Origin of the sequence: Kitasatospora sp. NPDC057512 (assembly GCF_042802135.1) — a bacterium.
Lineage (GTDB): Bacteria > Actinomycetota > Actinomycetes > Streptomycetales > Streptomycetaceae > Kitasatospora.
The window spans coordinates 1-17,864 of sequence record NZ_JBHVET010000082.1; the positions used below are offsets into that span (position 1 = coordinate 1).

Sequence of the window (17,864 nt, forward strand, 5' to 3'; positions counted from 1 at the left end):
ACACCGGAATCCGTGTTCACGAATGTAGGGAGCGGCTAGAAAAGCCGCAATCCAGACATGCCAGGCACTCTGCCCGTATGCCTGTCGTCCCAGGTCAGGGGGCGACCCGACCGTGCTTCTCGAAGGCCGCATGGGTGAGCGGCATGAGCCGGGCCCACTGCTCCTCCATCTGCTCGGCGACCATCTCGATCTCGCGCTGCGGGAAGGACGGCACCGCCGAGTTCTCCCGCCGGGTGCGCAGCGACAGGAAGTGCATCAGCGAACGCGAGTTGCAGGTCGCGTACATCGAGGAGAACAGGCCCACCGGCAGCACCGCGCGGGCCACCTCGCGGGCCACCCCGGCGGCCAGCATCTCCTGGTAGCGGGCGTAGGACTCGACGTACGCGGCCTCCATCGCCGCCGTCGTGGTCCGGTGCTGCTCCGGCGTGCCCTCGTGGAACTCGTACTTGCCGGGGCGGCCCTCCTGGACCAGCTTGCGCTCCTCGCCCGGGACGTAGAAGACCGGCTGGAGCTCGCGGTAGCGGCCGGACTCCTCGTTGTACGACCAGCCGCTGCGGTGCCGGTGGAACTCCCGGAACACGAAGATCGGCGCGCTGATGAAGAAGGTCATCGAGTTGTGCTCGAAGGGCGTGCCGTGCCGGTCGCGCATCAGGAAGTTGATCAGGCCCTTGGACTTCTCCGGGTCCTGCTGGAGGGCCTCCAGGGACTGCTCGCCCGCGGTCGAGACCCGGGCCGCCCAGATGACGTCCGAGTCGGCGGCGGCGCTGCGGACCAGCTCCACCGTCACGTCGCTGCGGAAGCTGGGGGCCGTCGGTTCGTCGCTCACGCGTTACTCCTTGCGGGTTCGGTGCTGTGCAGCTTGATGGCGTGCTGCATGGTCTTGCGGGCGCGCGGGGTGTCGCCGGCGTCGGCGTAGGCCACGGCGAGGCGGAACCAGACCCGCCAGTCGCCCGGCGCGTCCTGTGCCTCGGCCTGGCGGCGGGCGAACACCGCGTCGGCCGAGGCCCGGTCGATCCGCCCGCCCTTGCTGCGCTTCAGCTCGTCCACCGGCAGGCCGCCCTCGGCCTCCAGCTCGTGGGCCAGCCGCTCGCTGTCCCGGCCGAAGCGGACGGTCTGGCGCAGGAACCAGACGCCGATCACCGGGATCACGAAGGCGCAGACCCCGATGCCGATGCCGAGCGGCTTGCCGGTGGCGATCAGCTGGACGCCCTCGCCCACGCAGACCAGGGCGACCAGCAGCAGCACGCCGGACAGGACGAAGAAACCGGTGCGGGAGGTCATCGGGCCCCTCCGGGAATCGGCACGGTCTGGTTCGGCACGGGCCGATTCGGCATGGTCCGGCACGGCGTGGTCAGGTACGGCACGGTCTGGTTCGACACTGTCACAGGTCCAGGAAGTGTTCGAGGCCGAAGGTCAGCCCCGGCGTCCCGACGACCTTGCGCACGCCCAGCAGGATGCCCGGCATGAAGCTGCTGTGGTGCAGCGAGTCGTGCCGGATGGTGAGCGTCTCGCCGGTGTCGCCGAACATCACCTGCTGGTGCGCGAGCAGGCCGCGCAGCCGCACCGCGTGCACCGGCACCCCGTCCACGTCGGCGCCGCGCGCGCCGGGCAGGCTGTGGGTGGTCGGGTCCTGCTGCGGCGGCCGGCCGGCCTCGGCCCGGGCGGCGGCGATCAGCTGGGCGGTGCGGGTGGCGGTGCCGCTGGGGGCGTCGGCCTTGCGGTCGTGGTGCAGCTCGACCACCTCGACCGACTCGAAGTACCGGGCGGCGATCTGGGAGAACTTCATGCCGAGGATGGCGCCGATGGAGAAGTTCGGCGCGATCAGCAGGCCGAGCTCCGGGGCCTCGTCCAGCCAGCCGCGGACGGTGGCGAGCCGCTCGTCCGTCCAGCCGGTGGTGCCGGTGACCACGTGGATGCCGTGGTGCAGGCAGAAGTCCAGGTTGCCCATCACCGAGTCGGGGTGGGTCAGCTCGACGACCACCTGGGCGCCGGCCTCGGTCAGCTCCTCCGACTTCGACCCGCGGCCGAGGGTGGCGACCAGCTCCAGGTCCGGGGCGGCCTCCACGGCCTTGACCGCCTCGGAGCCGATCCGTCCCTTGGCGCCGATCACGGCGACACGCAGCGTCATGGCAAAAACTCCTCTCACCTGGGATTCAGCGGATCCGGAAAAGCGGATCAGACCAGCAGATCGGCGAGCTTGGCGGCCCGCTTGTCGTTGACCGGGCCGATCAGGGCGAGCGACGGCCGGTACGCGCCCAGCACATCACGGGCCACCGCGTGGACGTCCTCCAGGGTCACCGCTGCGATCCGCTCCAGCATCTCGTCCACCGACAGGTGGTGCCCGTAGCTGAGCTCGGCCTTGCCGATCCGGTTCATCAGCGAGCCGGTGTCCTCCATGCCGAGCACGGTGGAGCCGGAGATCTGGCCGATCGCCCGGCCCAGCTCCTCCTCGGTGATGCCCTCCTCGACCACCTTGGCCAGCTCGGCGCGGCAGATCCGCAGCACCTCCTCGACCCGCTTGGGCTGGCAGCCGGCGTAGATGCCGAACAGGCCGCTGTCCGCGTAGGACGAGGAGTACGAGTACACCGAGTACGCCAGGCCCCGCTTCTCGCGGACCTCCTGGAACAGCCGGGAGCTCATCCCGCCGCCGAGGGCCGCGTTGAGCACGCCCATCGCCCAGCGGCGCTCGTCGTGCCGGGGCACCCCGGGCACGCCCAGCACCAGGTGGGCCTGCTCGGTGGAGCGGTTGAGCACCTCGACCCGGCCGGCCGTGCGCAGCGCCTTGACGCCGCGGCGGGCCTCGGCCGGCGCCGCGGTGGAGGCCGCCAGCAGCGGCGCGAAGGCCTGCTCGACCTGCTTGACCACCTTGCGGTGGTCGAGGTTGCCGGCCGCGGCGACGACCAGCTGCTCAGGCCGGTAGCGGCGGCGGTAGAAGCCGGCGATCTGGTCCCGGGTGAGCGTCCTGATGGTCTCCTGGGTGCCGAGGATCGGGCGGCCGAGCGGGCCGCTGCCGAAGATCACCTTGGCGAACAGGTCGTGCACCACGTCGCCCGGGTCGTCCTCGGCCATCGCCATCTCCTCGAGGATGACGCCGCGCTCGGCCTCCACGTCCTCGGTGCGGATCAGCGAGCCGGTGAGCATGTCGCAGACCACGTCGATGGCCAGCGGCAGGTCGGTGTCCAGGACCCGGGCGTAGTAGCAGGTGTTCTCCTTCGCGGTGAAGGCGTTCATCTCGCCGCCGACCGCGTCCAGGGCCGCCGAGATGTCCAGCGCGCTGCGCCGCTCGGTGCCCTTGAAGAGCAGGTGCTCCAGGTAGTGGGTGGCGCCGTTGAGCTGCGGGGTCTCGTCCCGCGAACCGACGCCGACCCAGATGCCGAAGGTCGCGGAGCGCACCGTCGGCAGGGTCTCGGTGACGACCCGAAGGCCGCCGGGGAGCACGGTGCGGCGCACCGTGCCGGCGCCGTCGACGCCCTTGAGCAGGGTCCGGGTGGTGCCGGGACGCTGCGTTACCGCCGGGGCCTGCGCCACGGGGGGTACCTCCAGAGGAAACGCACGTGCGGATGGGCACGTACGGACGAACGCGTGGACAACGGGGTGCGGCCCGCACGCCGGGAGGCGTACGGGCCGCGGGGGTCAGCTAGCGGCGCTTCACTCGGAAGCGGCCTCGCCGCCCTCCTCGCCCTCGATGACCGGGATCAGGGAGAGCTTGCCGCGCGGGTCGATCTCGGCGATCTCGACCTGGACCTTGGCGCCGACGCCGAGGACGTCCTCGACGTTCTCGACGCGCTTGCCGCCGGCCAGCTTGCGGATCTGCGAGATGTGCAGCAGGCCGTCCTTGCCCGGCATCAGCGACACGAACGCGCCGAACGTCGTGGTCTTGACCACGGTGCCCAGGTAGCGCTCGCCGACCTCCGGCATGGTCGGGTTGGCGATCTGGTTGATCGTGGTGCGGGCGGCCTCGGCGGCCGGGCCGTCGGCGGCACCGATGTAGATGGTGCCGTCGTCCTCGATCGTGATCTCGGCGCCGGTGTCCTCCTGGATCTGGTTGATCATCTTGCCCTTGGGGCCGATGACCTCACCGATCTTGTCCACCGGGATCTTGATGGTGATGATGCGCGGCGCGTTCGGGGACATCTCGTCGGGCGAGTCGATGGCCTCGTTCATCACGTCGAGGATGTGCAGGCGGGCGTCCTTGGCCTGCTTCAGCGCGGCGGCGAGCACCGACGCCGGGATGCCGTTCAGCTTGGTGTCCAGCTGGAGGGCGGTGATGAAGTTGCGGGTACCGGCGACCTTGAAGTCCATGTCGCCGTACGCGTCCTCGGCGCCGAGGATGTCGGTCAGCGTGACGTAGTGGGTCTCGCCGTCGATCTCCTGGGAGATCAGGCCCATCGCGATACCGGCGACGGCGGCCTTCAGCGGCACACCGGCGTTCAGCAGCGACATGGTCGAGGCGCAGACCGAGCCCATCGAGGTGGAGCCGTTGGAGCTGAGCGCCTCGGACACCTGGCGGATGGCGTACGGGAACTCCTCGCGGGTCGGCAGCACCGGCAGCAGGGCGCGCTCGGCCAGCGCGCCGTGGCCGATCTCGCGGCGCTTGGGCGAGCCCACGCGGCCGGTCTCACCGACGGAGTACGGCGGGAAGTTGTAGTTGTGCATGTAGCGGCGGCGCGTCTCCGGGGAGAGCGTGTCCAGCTGCTGCTCCATGCGCAGCATGTTCAGCGTGGTGACGCCCAGGATCTGGGTCTCGCCGCGCTCGAACAGGGCCGAGCCGTGCACCCGCGGGATGGCCTCGACCTCGGCGGCCAGGGTGCGGATGTCGGTGACGCCGCGGCCGTCGATGCGGACCTTGTCCTTGATGACGCGCTCGCGGACGACCTTCTTGGTCAGCGCGTTGTAGGCGGCGCTGATCTCCTTCTCGCGGCCCTCGAACTCGGGCAGCAGCTTCTCGGCGGCCAGCGCCTTGACGCGGTCCAGCTCGTTGTTGCGCTCCTGCTTGCCGGCGATGGTCAGCGCCTGGGCGAGCTCGTCCTTGACGGCGGCGGACAGCGCGGCGAGGACGTCGTCCTGGTAGTCCAGGAAGACCGGGAACTCGCCGGTCGGCTTGGCGGCCTGGGCGGCCAGCTGCGCCTGCGCGGCGCACAGGACCTTGATGAACGGCTTCGCGGCCTCCAGGCCCGAGGCGACGATCTCCTCGGTCGGCGCCTCGGCGCCGCCCTCGACCAGCTTGATGGTCTTGTCGGTGGCCTCGGCCTCGACCATCATGATCGCGACGTCGCCGTCCGGCAGGACGCGACCGGCGACGACCATGTCGAAGACGGCCGACTCCAGCTCGCTGTGGGTCGGGAAGGCGACCCACTGGCCGTTGATCAGCGCGACGCGCACGCCGCCGATCGGGCCGGAGAACGGCAGGCCCGCCAGCTGGGTGGAGGCGGAGGCGGCGTTGATCGCGACCACGTCGTACAGGTGGTCGGGGTTGAGCGCCATCACGGTGACGACGACCTGGACCTCGTTGCGCAGGCCCTTGACGAAGGACGGGCGCAGCGGGCGGTCGATCAGGCGGCAGGTGAGGATCGCGTCCTCGGAGGGCCGGCCCTCGCGACGGAAGAACGAGCCGGGGATGCGGCCCGCGGCGTACATCCGCTCCTCGACGTCCACGGTCAGCGGGAAGAAGTCGAAGTGCTCCTTCGGCTGCTTGGACGCGCTGGTGGCCGACAGCACCATGGTGTCGTCGTCCAGGTAGGCCACGGCGGAGCCGGCGGCCTGACGGGCCAGACGGCCGGTCTCGAAGCGGATGGTACGGGTGCCGAAGGAACCGTTGTCGATCACGGCCTCGGCGTAGAACACGTTCTCTTCCACCTGGAAGATCTCCTCTTTCGTACGTCTCCGGGAGAGCGTCCCCGCGTACTGCCTGCGGTGGGCCCCGGGCCCTCCTCGGGGAGGGCGGCAGTCGGGCCGGTCTTCGATCGAAGCCTCCGGAGTGCCCCGCTCGGTCTGCGGGGGTTCCGACGGCCACTACCGAGGACCGGCGCCTCACGGCTGCCGGGCCCGGAAGGGCGGTCCGCGTCTGGACGCTCTCTCGGATGCGGGCGGCTTCCGTTTGAAGCCTTCGTCCCGCGGGGGGGTTGGGTCCTTCTGCCCGGGTGGCGCGCTGGTGCGCCATCACCCGGCATGCCCACAACCCTACGGTGCAATCCTCGGCCACCTGGGGAGGTGCGCGCGAGTTGTTATCTGCGGGCGCCGCGGCTCAACGGCCGCGGCATACGCGCGAGGGGCGGCCCCCCGGTGTGGGGAGCCGCCCCCGAGCGGCGGTCTTAGCGGGCGCCACCGGCGGCACCGCGGCGGATGCCCAGGCGGTCGACGAGCGTACGGAAGCGCTCGATGTCCTTCTTGGCCAGGTACTGCAGCAGGCGGCGGCGCTGGCCGACCAGGATCAGCAGGCCACGACGCGAGTGGTGGTCGTGCTTGTGGGTCTTGAGGTGCTCGGTCAGGTCCGAGATGCGACGGGAGAGCATGGCCACCTGGACCTCGGGGGAACCGGTGTCGCCCTCCTTCTGGCCGAACTCGGCGAAGATCTGCTTCTTGACGTCAGAGGCGAGAGCCACTGCAACTCCTTCAGGGTCTACCGAGCGGTCCTGGTCGACAACACAGGACTCATCGAGAACTCGGTGTCGCGAGTGCGGCCGGCGGTCGGCGACCCACGGGGGGCGGACACACGGCTGCGCTCGAAGGCCAAGCGTACCAGTGCCGCCCACCCGGCCGTTCGGCGGTCGGGCGGGCGGCTCCGGGGACGGTTCCGGGGGCCTCCGGGGACGGTTCCGGGGGCCTCCGGGGGCGGCTCCGGGGGCCGGCGGTCAGCTGGTGGCGCCGCGGACCAGCCGGTAGACGTCCAGGACGGCGAGCGCCAGCGGGACGAGCGAGATCAGGGTGAGGCTGTCCACCAGGTCCAGGATGCGCCCCCAGAACGGGGAGACCCCGAGCCGCGGCACCACCAGGGCGATCGCGGTGAGCAGCGCGGCGCCGAAGGCGATCGAGGCGGTCAGCCAGATCGTGCGCAGGTCGAGCTCGGTGGTGGAGCCGGCCGCCCGCAGGAAGAACTGCGGGGTGTGCAGGGAGAGCCCGACGATCAGCAGGCTCAGGCCGAGCAGGCCGGCCACGGTGAGGCTGAGCACCTGCGCGGTGTAGCGGAACAGCCGGGCGCGCAGCATGGTGGTCAGGCCCAGGGCGAGCGCGAGCACCTCGGGGAAGGTCTCGTCGGTGAAGCCGAGGACGGCGCAGGCGCCGACCACGACCGCGGCGCAGCCGCCGACCAGGCCGACCAGCACCTCGTGCCCGCGGCGGGCCTGGTGCGCGATCCGCTCGTACTGGACGGCCTCGGCGCGCTCGGCCTCCTCGTCGTAGTCGCGGCTGCGGGTGCGGGTCTGGCCGGGGGCGCTGAAGCCGACCGGCAGCCGGGCGAACCGGGCGGAGAGGCTGGGCAGGAAGCCGACCACGGCGACGGCGGCGACGCCGGTGACGGCGGCGATGTGCCCGGCCGGGGTCTCCGGCAGCAGGACGGCCGCGAAGGTGGCGAGCGCGCCGGCGGTGGAGACCAGGGCGGCGGCGACGAACACCGCGTCCTTCTCCGGCAGCAGGCCGGCCAGCAGTACGGAGACCACCAGGGCCGCGACGCAGCCGACCAGGAACTGGAGCCGGCCGGGGCCGTCCCCGAGGTGGGCGACGGCGATCACGCCGCTGCCGCCGATCATGGCGTGCGGCAGCGCGCCGAGGCCGAGCGCGACGGCCGCGTGGGCGTCCTGGTAGACCCGGGCGCGGACCCCGGCGAGCGCGGTGAGCACGACGGCGGTGACGCCGGCCAGGACGCCGGGCAGGCCGTGCATGTCGTGGCGCAGGTCGGAGAACCAGAGCGCGAAGCCGAGCAGGGTGAGCAGCACCCCGGCGCCGATCAGGCCGAAGCCGCGCATCAGCTCGGCGGTCCAGAACCGGCGGTCGGCCTCGACGGCGCTGGCGATCGCGTCGGCGACGTCGTCGTAGACGGCCGGCGGGAGCGACTCGGCGAAGGGGCGCAGCGCCAGCAGGTCGCCGTCGCGGACCTGCTGGGCGGCCAGCGGCAGCCCGCTGTCGAGCACCGTGCCGTCCCGGCGGACCAGGTGGAAGCCGGTGGGGGTGCCGTCGGGCTGGCTCTGGTTGGCCAGCCGCAGCACCTCGGGGTAGACGTCCGCGAGCGGGACGTCCTCGGGCAGGGCGACGTCGATCCGGCGGTCCGGGGCGACGACGGTCACCCGGCAGTAGCCGGTGGCGGCTGCGGTGCTCACGCTCCCACCCCGCTTCGCCCGGCGGGCGCCCCGCCCACTGCGCGGTGTTCGACGATGAGCTCGCTTCGCTCACTCATGCCCGCACCTCGATCCTTCGACGCACGTGGCGCTCCCCCTTGTTGACGGTGCCGAGGCGCGGCGGCGCTCGGTGTTGCTGTGGAACCGGCCCGACCGGGCCGCGAGTTGGCGCGGCGTTACCCTACCCGTTCGGTTCGTGTCCGGTGCCGGTGCGTACCGGGCCCTGGCGGGCGGTGCGGGGGCGACCGTTAGGATCGGCGCCTGCGCGGAGGTACGGGGGCTGCGCTGGGTGGGGCGTCCCCAGTCACCGGATTCCCGTACGGACCGTGCGCAAGTCGCGTGAGGGCTGATGCCGAAGTGATCGATCGACGCCGCGGGGTGGATGGCACATGGGTGTGATCACGGTCAAGCGACCGGCCAGGGCGTATCCGCCCACCGTGCCGGACGAGCCGGTGGAACTGGTGAGCCCGCCCGAACTGCCCCGGCAGGGCGGCGAGGACTGGCTGATGAGCATCCTGCCGATGCTGGGCATGGGCGGATCGGCGGTGTTCTTCTTCTCGCCGGGGGCCGCCGCGCCGATGAAGATCATGGGCGGTCTGATGATCGCCTCGACGGTCGGCATGGTGCTGGCGCAGATCGTCCGGGCCCGCAAGGGCGGCTCGACCGCGATGGCGGACGAGCGGCGCGACTACCTGAAGTACCTCCAGCAGACCCGCCGCCAGGTGCGCCGCACGGCGGAGCGCCAGCGCGGCGCGCTGCTGTTCCTGAACCCGGCCCCGGACCAGCTCTGGTCGATCGTCGAGGACGGCCGCCGGCTGTGGGAACGGCGCACCGGGGACGGCGACTTCGCGCAGATCCGGGTGGGCCTCGGGCCGGTGCAGCTGTCCACGCCGCTGGTGGCGCCGCAGACCGCGCCGATGGACGAGCTGGAGCCGCTGTCGGCGGCCGCGATGCACTCCTTCCTGAAGGCGCACGGCACCCTCCAGGACCTGCCGCTGGCGGTCTCGCTGCGGGCGTTCTACCACATCACGGTGTGCGGGGACCCGGACTCGGTGTACGGGAACGTGCGCGCGATGATCGCCCAACTGACCACCCTGCACTCGCCGGACGACCTGATGGTGGCGGTCGCGGCCGCGCCCGGTGCGGCCGAGGAGTGGGAGTGGACCAAGTGGCTCCCGCACAACCAGCACCGCAAGGAGGCCGACGGCGCGGGCTCGCGCCGGCTGTTCGCCGCCGACCTGGGCGACCTGGAGTACCTGCTCCAGGACGAGCTGGCCGGCCGCCAGCGCTTCGTGCGGGAGGTGGCCCCGCCGGCCGACCAGCCGCACCTGGTGGTCGTCATGGACGGCGCCGGGGTGCCGCACGACTCGCTGCTGGCGAGCCCGGAGGGCGTGCAGGGCGTGACGGTCATCGAGGTGGTGCCGGGCGAGGTCGACGAGCCCAGCGGGCACCTGATGGTGACGGTCAACGCCGAGGAGCTGGTGCTGCGCTCGGCCTCCGGCGCGACGTACACCGGCAAGCCGGACCTGCTCTCGGTGTGGCAGTCCGAGGCGCTGGCCCGGCAGTTGGCGCCGTACCGGATCTCGGCCGGCGGGGACGACGAGCCGCTGCTGTCCAACCTCGACTTCACCGACATGATGAGCTCGGGCGACCCGGGCTCCTTCGACGTGGCCCGCAGCTGGCGCCCGCGCGCCCAGCACGAGCGGATGCGGGTGCCGATCGGCGTCGGCGCCAACGGCGAGCACGTCTACCTGGACATCAAGGAGGCCGCGCTGGAGGGCATGGGCCCGCACGGCCTGTGCGTGGGCGCGACCGGTTCCGGCAAGTCGGAGCTGCTGCGCACGCTGGTGCTGGCGCTGGCGATGACCCACTCCTCGGAGATCCTGAACTTCGTCCTCGCCGACTTCAAGGGCGGTGCGACCTTCTCCGGCATGGCGGACATGCCGCACACCTCCGCGGTGATCACCAACCTGGAGGGCGAGCTCACCCTGGTCGACCGCATGCGCGACGCGATCGAGGGCGAGCTGCACCGCCGCCAGGAGCTGCTGCGCTCGGCGGGCAACTACGCCAACATCCACGAGTACGAGCGGGCCCGGGCGGCCGGCGCGGCGCTGGACCCGCTGCCCTCGCTGGTGCTGATCATCGACGAGTTCTCCGAACTCCTCAGCGCCAAGCCCGACTTCATCGAGATGTTCATCCAGATCGGCCGGATCGGCCGCTCGCTGGGCGTGCACCTGCTGCTGGCCTCGCAGCGCCTGGAGGAGGGCAAGCTGCGCGGCCTGGACACCTACCTGTCGTACCGGATCGGTCTGCGCACCTTCTCGGCCGCGGAGTCCCGGGCGGCGATCGGCGTGCCGGACGCCTACCACCTGCCGCCGGTGCCGGGTGTCGGCTACCTGAAGTTCGGCGAGGACGTGATGGACCGGTTCAAGGCCGCCTACGTCTCGGGGCCGTACCGGGCGCCGGGGCAGCAGCGGTCGACCGGCGGGCGGCGGGTCGACACCCGCCCGGTGGAGTTCACCGCCGCCTTCGTGGACCTCCCGGACCCGGTGGAGGTGGAGGTCGTGCCGCAGGCCCCGGAGCAGGACGACGCGCTGGTGGACACCGTGCTGGACGTCTTCGTCCAGCGGATGGCCGGCCAGGGCCCGGCCGCGCACCAGGTGTGGCTGCCGCCGCTGGAGGAGGCGCCGAGCATGGACCACCTGCTGCCGCCGCTGCAGGTGGTGCCGGAGCGCGGGCTGACCGCGCCCGGCTACCCGGTGGGCCGGCTGCGGGCGCCGATCGGCATCGTGGACCGGCCGCGCGAGCAGAAGACGGACATCCTGGAGGTCGACTACGCGGGGGCGGCCGGCCACGGTCTGATCGTGGGCGGCCCGCGCTCCGGCAAGTCCACCGTGGTGCGCACCATGGTGGCCTCGTTCGGCCTCACCCACACCCCGCTGGAGGTGCAGTTCTACCTGCTCGACTTCGGTGCGGGCAGCTTCCAGTCGCTGGGCGGGCTGCCGCACGTCGGCGGGGTGGCCGGGCGCCTGGACGTGGACAAGGTGCGCCGGATGGTCTCCGAGGTGCACGGGGTGCTCAACCGGCGCGAGGAGCTGTTCCGGGCCGCCGGGATCGACACCATCGCCACCTACCGGGCCCGCCGGGCGGCCGGACAGCTGCCGGACGAGGCCTTCGGCGACGTCTTCCTGGTGATCGACGGCTGGAACACCTTCAAGCAGGAGTTCGAGGGCCTGGAGCCGGTGATCGGCGACATCGCCCAGCGCGGCCTCGGCTACGGCGTGCACCTGGTCGTCACCGCGGCCCGGTACGCCGAGGTGCGCCCGGCCCTGAAGGACCTGCTGCAGAACCGGACCGAGCTGAAGCTCGGTGACGCGATGGAGTCCGAGGTCGACCGCCGGGTGGCGCAGAACGTCCCGTCGCTGGCCGGGCGCGGCATCACCCCGGAGCGGCTGCACTTCCTGTCCGGCCTGCCCCGGCTGGACGGCTCCTCCTCGGTGGACGACCTCCAGAACGGCGTGGCCGGGCTGGTCGCCGCCGTCGACGGGGCCTGGACCGGCCCGCGCGCCCCGCAGGTGCGGATGCTGCCGGCCGTCCTGGACGGCCACTCGCTGCCGAAGGGCTTCGAGCACCCGGAGCGCGGCGTCGCCTTCGGCGTGGACGAGGCGGAGCTGGCACCGGTCTTCGTCAACTTCGAGACCGACCCGCTGTTCATCGTCTTCGGCGACACCGAGTCCGGGAAGTCGGCGGTGCTGCGGATGCTGATCAAGCAGATCACCGAGCGGTACACCCCGGACCAGGCGGGCATCGTGGTCGGCGACTACCGGCGCGCGCTGCTCGGCACCGTACCGCCGGAGTACCTGGTGGAGTACGCGGCCGCGCAGCCGGCCATGGCGGCCATCGTGGACATGCTGCGCGGCGCCTGCTCGCGCCGCCTGCCGGGCCCGGACGTGACCGCCGAGCAGCTGCGCAACCGCAGCTGGTACAGCGGCAAGGACATGTTCGTGATCGTCGACGACTACGAGCTGGTCGCGACGAGCTCGGGCAACCCGCTGGCCCCGCTGGCCGAGTTCCTGCCGTTCGCCCGCGACATCGGCCTGCGGGTGATCGTGGCCCGCAGCGCGGGCGGCGCCGGCCGCTCGCTGTACGAGCCGGTGCTGCAGCGGATGCGCGAGCTCGGCGGCCAGGGCGTGATCCTCTCCGGCAACCGGGACGAGGGCGCGCTGCTGGGGACGGTCAAGCCGCAGGCGCTGCCGCCGGGCCGCGCCGTCTTCGTGTCACGCCGGGTGACCAGCGGGCAGATGGTCCAGACGGGCTGGCTGCCGGTGGCGTAGCCGCGCCGACCGTCACGGACGGTGACCGAAGGGGTCGGACTCGTGGAGTCCGGCCCCTTCGGCGTCCCAGGTTCCGAAACGTTACCTAGATCTTTCCGGGCGGGGGCTGCGGTTCCCGTACCCCACCGGGGAGTTGCCGGGCGTCTCGGGGGCGCCTGGGCGTATCACCGCCCACCCGGAGTACGACCTTGGAATCGCGGTCCGCCCCCTTTGTTCACCTTCGATTCAATTGCCATGTGGCCAAGGTAACAAGTCGGACAAAGCTGGCAATGACCGAACGTGATCATCGGATCGTATGTCTATGCCGTTCACCGCAACGGATTCCGAAGCAGTTCCGGCGTTGACGCGATCAATACGCCCAAGGTTCCATGGCGGCCAGGGAGCGCCTGGAACCGGACACCGAGCAACCAGCCAGCGGAGGCGATACCGCTCCCACCCCAGCACCGCACAGAGCCGATCGGAAGCCACATGACCGACACGCTTCGCCCGCCACAGACCGTAGCCGCCCCGGCGGCCGAGGCGGCAGCGCCCCAACAGCTCAAGCGCTCGATCGGCGTCGTGGGCGGCACCCTGCTCACGCTGTCCTGCGTCACCCCCGCCTCGACGCTGTTCGTGATCGTGCCGGAGCTGTTCTCCAGCATCGGCAGCGCCACCGCGCTGGCCATCGCGATCGGCACCGTGCTCTGCGTCGCGGTCGCGTTCTGCTACTCCGAGCTCGGCACCCTGATCCCCAGCGCCGGCGGCGAGTACGCGATGGTCGGCACCCTGGCCGGGCGGCTGATGGGCTGGCTGGTCTTCGTGCTCTCGCTGATCGTGGTGATGATCGTCCCCTCGGTCATCGCCCTCGGCACCGCCGACTACCTCGCGCCCGTCCTGCACCTCGACAAGGCCATGACCGGCGCCGCCGTGATGCTGGCCGCCACCCTGGCCGGCCTGCTCGACCTGCGCGCCAACGCCTGGATCACCGGCGTCTTCCTGGTCCTGGAGGTCATCGCGGCCGGCGTGGTCTCGGTGCTCGGCTTCGCCCACACCAACAGCGACGCCCCCAGCCTGCTGCACGGCGTGGTCACCGGGGACGGCGGCGCCACCACCACGGTGAGCGTGGGCGCCATCGTCGGCGCGCTCGGCATCGCCCTGTTCATCACCCAGGGCTTCTCCACCGCCGTCTACCTGTCCGAGGAGCTGGAGAACCCGCGCCGCAACGTCTCGCGCACCGTGCTGTGGACGCTCGGCATCTCCTCCGCGATCATCCTGGTCCCGGTCGTCGCGATCACCGTGGGCGCCCCCGACCTGCAGACCCTGGCCTCCGGCGACATCTCCGGCATGGTCACCGCCTGGAGCAACTCCGCGGTCGGCACCTTCATCAGCCTCTGCGTCGCGCTGGCCATCATCAACGCCGGCATCGTCATGGTCATCCAGAACTCCCGGGTGCTGTTCGCCTCCGCCCGCGACAAGGCCTGGCCGGAGCCGGTCAACAAGGCCTTCGGCACCCTCGGCCGGTTCGGCTCGCCGTGGATCGCCACCCTGGCGGTCGGCCTGCCCGGCGCCGCGCTCTGCTTCGTCAAGGGCGAGCTGCTGAGCAACATCACCGGCGTCGCCGTCACCGGGATGTACCTGCTGGTCGCGATCGCCGCGCTGCTCTCCCGCCGCGCCCACCACAAGCACGCCGCCGCCTGGCGGATGCCGCTGTGGCCGGCCGTCCCGATCGTGCTGATCGCCGTCCTGGTCTACGTGATGACCAAGCTGGACACCGAGCCCCTGCTGTGGACCGGCGGCATCACCGCCGCCGCCACCCTCTACTGGCTGTTCTACCTGCGCCCCCGGCAGGACACCCGCTGGGTGATCAGCCTCCCCGAGGACCAGCAGGACTGACCCCCACCCCTCCCCCACACGGCGGTGCCCCGGGCCTCCCCCAGGCCCGGGGCACCGCCGCCTTCCGCTACCTCTTCGGCTTCCACTGCGGGCTGGTGGCGATCGCCCGCAGCTCTGCCGCGGTCAGCAGCGGATCGCCCTTCGACGCCAGCGTGACCAGGACCTCCACGCCGTCCGGCCGCATCGCGTCCACGACCTGCACCCCCTTCGGGGCACTGGCCGCCGCGCCGCGCACCAGGAACCTCGTCCCGTCCGGCAGGGTCTCCGCGCCCTGGTACGCCTCCGGTCCCGGCCGGTCGTCGGGGGCCTTCGCCCAGTTCTCGACCGTCAGCGTCAGGGTCCCGGTCCGCCCGCCCCCGGCCAGCTCGAAGTCCGCCCGCAGCTCCCGGCTCCTGCGGTCGGTCACGGTCACCCCGGAGGGCAGCAGCCCGGTCAGGACGGACTCGCGGTCCTGCAGCGACAGGCCCGGGTCGATCGCCTCGGTGTCGACGCCGTCGAACCTGAGGGCCGCGACGACCCGGTCCCAGGACGCGTCCGTGACGACGGCCTTCAGCTGGTCCAGGGTGAGCGGCGGGTTGGGCCGGCTGTCCGGCGCGTCCTTCTCCTGGGGCGAGTTCCACTCGCTGAAGCCGATCAGCCCGCCGTCCGGACGGGCCACCGAGGCGCGCCACTCCTTGGTGGTGGCCCGGTGGTCCGGGTACTCGTAGCCCTGGCTGAGCATGAGCTTGGACCCGTCCGGCAGGACGGTGACGGCGCAGGAGTCCAGCGAGGCGGTCTTGAGGTTCGTCGGGCAGGTCTGCGGCTGGACGTCCTTGGGGCGGTGCTTCTGGATGCTGAGGCCCATCAGCGACGGGCCCTGGCCGTCGTCGAAGACCAGGTTGGCGTCCGCGTACGTCCCCTTGTTCTCGTCGCTGCCGTGCCCCTTCGCGTCGGACACCTGCCCCTTGGGCAGGAGGGCCTGGAGGGTGGCGACCACCTCGTCCCCGGTGATCACGACCGGGGCGGAGGACTTCACCGAGGTCGGGGTGGCCGAGGCGGTGGCACCGTCGCCGCCGGCGGTGGCCGCCGGGGCGGAGGCCGCGCTCACGGTGCCCGCGTCCTTCCCGCCCGGGGAGCCCAGATACACCGCGCCGGTGCCCACCAGGGCCAACGCGGCCGCCCCGCCCATCACGGCGGCGGCCGAGCGGCGGCGCCAGCGGCTTCGGCCGCGCCGGTAGCCGCCCGCGACCAGGTCGGCCTGCCCGGTGCGGAACCCCTCGCCCGTACGGGTGAGGGCGTAGAGAAGATCGTCCTCGAACTTGTCCGGTTCGGACATGGGTGTTCACCGTCTCCTTGCGTCGCGGGTGGTGAGAAGTGCCGGGCGGTCGGACGGTCCGGCGGCGGCCGGCCTCAGCGGGCGGCGAGCTCGGCCAGCGAGTCGCCGAGCAGGGTGCGCAGCCGGGCCAGGGCCCGGGTGGTGCGGGTGCGGACGGCCCCGGAGGAGACCCGCATGGCCTCGGCGGTCTCCTCGACGCTGCGGTCCTCCCAGTAGCGCAGCACCAGGACCGCGCGGTCCTTGGGCGGCATCCGGCCGAGCGCGTCGAGGAGGGTCAGCCGCAGGGTTCGGTCGGCGTCCTGCCCCTCCGGCTCCGGCAGGGCGTCGCTGGGGCGCTCGCCGCTGGAACGGCGGCGCTGCTGGGCCAGGAAGGTGCGCACCATCACGGTGTGGGTGTAGGCCGCCGGGTTGTCGATCCGGCCGCGACCGGTGAAGGCGCTGCGCCGCCACAGCACGTACATCCGACTGAGGGCCTCCTGCACGAGGTCCTCGGCGTAGTGGGTGTCGCCGCTGGTGAGCAGGCAGGCCGAGCGGTACAGGTGGCCGGTCCGGCCGGAGACGAGTTCCAGGAACTCCGCGTCCTTGGCCTCCCGGCCCGCCCCGATCCACCCCATGCGCCCTGCCCCCCGCGGTCCGCCCTCCCTGACACTTCATCGATGCGGCGGGCGGGCCGCGGTGTTACAGGGGTTCCGGCGGTTCTTCGGTGCGCAGACCCGGACGGGCGCCGAGCAGGCGGGGTCGGGCGGCGGTCGGGCGTCAGTCGGCGGACTTGCGCCGGTGGTCGCGCAGCACCGTGCCGCCGCCGACCAGCAGGGCGACCAGCAGCGCGCCGACGCCGAGCACGTACGTCGCGGTACGGCCGTCCCGGTCGGCCTGGGTCTCGCCGAGGCCCACCGGGCGCGGCACGATCGGCGCGGCGGCGAGCTGTACCGGGGCGTCCGGGGTGGGCGCGAAGGGCGCGTCCTCGGGAGCCTTGGTGACGGCCCTGACCGGGTCCACCACGCCCCAGCCGATGAAGTTGTCCGGCTCGCGCTGGGTGCGCTGCGCGGTCTGCTCGATCCAGGCCCGCACCTGGGCCGCCTTCCACTTCGGGTGGGCGCTCCACAGCAGCGCGGCGAGCCCGGAGACGTACGGGGCGGCGAAGCTGGTGCCGTTGTCCACGCACTGGCCGCTCCCGGGCACGGTGGACAGCATGTCGACACCGGGCGCGGCGACCTTCACGAAGCCGCCGTACTGGGAGAACGGCGCGCGCTCGTTGTTGCGGTCGGAGGCGCCGACGGCCAGCACGGTCGGGAAGGCGCCCGGGTAGGTGTCGCCCTCCTTGCCGTCGTTCCCGGTGGAGGCGACCACCACGACGTCCTTCGCCTCGGCGTAGTCGATGGCGGCCTTCAGCTCCTGGTACCCGCCGAAGCGGGCGTCGCCCGCGCCGCGCACGTCCTGGGAGATGTTGATGACCTTGACGCCGGGCTGGTCGGCCGCCTTCCTGATCGCCGTGACCAGGGTGGAGACGTCGCCGTTGCCGTCGCTGTCGTTCTGCCGGATCGAGAAGATCCTGGCGTCCGGGGCCAGCCCGACGAAGCCGGTGGTCTTCCTGGCACCGGCCGCGATGATCCCGGCCACCTTGGTGCCGTGGCCGACCGGGTCCTCGATGGACTTGCCCTGGATCGCCTCCTTGGTCTCCCGGTTGACCAGCAGGTTGGGGCCCTCGTCGACCTTGCCGCTCAGCTGCGGGTTGTTGACGTCCACCCCGGTGTCGATGACCGCGACCGTCACGCCCGCGCCGGTGGTCTTCCCGCCCTGCCACAGCTCGTCCAGCAGCAGGCGTTGCAGCGACCACGGCACGGTCGGCACGTCGGGCGCGGGCTTGGGGCAGTCGCCGGCCGCGGCCAGCCCGGGCCCGCCCTCGGCGTACGCCGGGACGGCGAGCGGGCCGCCCAGCACCGCGAGCGCGGCGAGCGCCGCGGCCGCCTTCCGGTACCCGTGTCGGGACACCCTGCCACCCCTCATGTCGTC

At 72.2% G+C, this 17,864-nt stretch carries 12 protein-coding genes; 2 read left to right on the forward strand and 10 right to left on the reverse strand.

Going from position 1 to position 17,864, the window contains the following annotated elements; translation table 11 throughout:
• Positions 1-94: 94 nt before the first annotated feature.
• The 7 genes from thyX to eccD form a co-directional block, all read right to left on the reverse strand.
• On the reverse strand, positions 95-826 hold the full coding sequence (thyX, locus tag ACFU6K_RS08565; protein WP_049651677.1) for an FAD-dependent thymidylate synthase: 732 nt from the start codon (positions 824-826) through the stop codon (positions 95-97).
• On the reverse strand, positions 823-1,281 hold the full coding sequence (locus ACFU6K_RS08570; RefSeq protein WP_380661718.1) for a hypothetical protein: 459 nt from the start codon (positions 1,279-1,281) through the stop codon (positions 823-825). Before ACFU6K_RS08570 ends, thyX begins: the two co-directional genes overlap by 4 nt.
• 100 nt (positions 1,282-1,381) lie before the next feature.
• Positions 1,382-2,128, reverse strand: coding sequence for a 4-hydroxy-tetrahydrodipicolinate reductase (gene dapB / locus ACFU6K_RS08575; RefSeq protein ID WP_380661719.1), 747 nt, complete (start codon positions 2,126-2,128; stop codon positions 1,382-1,384).
• A 47-nt stretch (positions 2,129-2,175) separates the two neighbouring features.
• Positions 2,176-3,528 (reverse strand): M16 family metallopeptidase, encoded by a 1,353-nt coding sequence (locus ACFU6K_RS08580; RefSeq protein WP_380661720.1) that lies wholly within the window; start codon positions 3,526-3,528, stop codon positions 2,176-2,178.
• A 120-nt stretch (positions 3,529-3,648) separates the two neighbouring features.
• Positions 3,649-5,856 (reverse strand): polyribonucleotide nucleotidyltransferase, encoded by a 2,208-nt coding sequence (locus ACFU6K_RS08585; RefSeq protein WP_380661721.1) that lies wholly within the window; start codon positions 5,854-5,856, stop codon positions 3,649-3,651.
• A gap of 455 nt (positions 5,857-6,311) precedes the next feature.
• The gene (rpsO, locus tag ACFU6K_RS08590; protein ID WP_031072625.1) at positions 6,312-6,602 is read right to left on the reverse strand and encodes a 30S ribosomal protein S15; all 291 of its coding nucleotides are present in this window, start codon (positions 6,600-6,602) and stop codon (positions 6,312-6,314) included.
• 249 nt (positions 6,603-6,851) lie between these two features.
• Complete coding sequence (eccD, locus tag ACFU6K_RS08595) at positions 6,852-8,312, reverse strand: type VII secretion integral membrane protein EccD (RefSeq protein WP_049651682.1); 1,461 nt, start codon at positions 8,310-8,312, stop codon at positions 6,852-6,854.
• A 407-nt stretch (positions 8,313-8,719) separates the two neighbouring features.
• Between eccD and eccCa the strand changes: the two genes are divergently transcribed.
• Both eccCa and ACFU6K_RS08605 read left to right on the forward strand, forming a co-directional pair.
• Positions 8,720-12,664, forward strand: a complete 3,945-nt coding sequence (eccCa, locus tag ACFU6K_RS08600; protein WP_380661722.1) for a type VII secretion protein EccCa — start codon at positions 8,720-8,722, stop codon at positions 12,662-12,664.
• Between the two features lie 468 nt (positions 12,665-13,132).
• On the forward strand, positions 13,133-14,536 hold the full coding sequence (locus ACFU6K_RS08605; RefSeq protein ID WP_380661723.1) for an APC family permease: 1,404 nt from the start codon (positions 13,133-13,135) through the stop codon (positions 14,534-14,536).
• Between the two features lie 67 nt (positions 14,537-14,603).
• Here ACFU6K_RS08605 and ACFU6K_RS08610 read toward each other — a convergent pair whose 3' ends face one another.
• From ACFU6K_RS08610 to mycP, 3 genes are all read right to left on the reverse strand, one after another.
• Positions 14,604-15,851: a hypothetical protein gene (locus tag ACFU6K_RS08610; protein ID WP_380661724.1), complete on the reverse strand. Its 1,248-nt coding sequence runs from the start codon at positions 15,849-15,851 to the stop codon at positions 14,604-14,606.
• 74 nt (positions 15,852-15,925) lie between these two features.
• Positions 15,926-16,465, reverse strand: a complete 540-nt coding sequence (locus tag ACFU6K_RS08615; RefSeq protein WP_074006409.1) for a SigE family RNA polymerase sigma factor — start codon at positions 16,463-16,465, stop codon at positions 15,926-15,928.
• A gap of 142 nt (positions 16,466-16,607) precedes the next feature.
• The gene (gene mycP / locus ACFU6K_RS08620; protein ID WP_380661725.1) at positions 16,608-17,858 is read right to left on the reverse strand and encodes a type VII secretion-associated serine protease mycosin; all 1,251 of its coding nucleotides are present in this window, start codon (positions 17,856-17,858) and stop codon (positions 16,608-16,610) included.
• Positions 17,859-17,864: the final 6 nt, after the last annotated feature.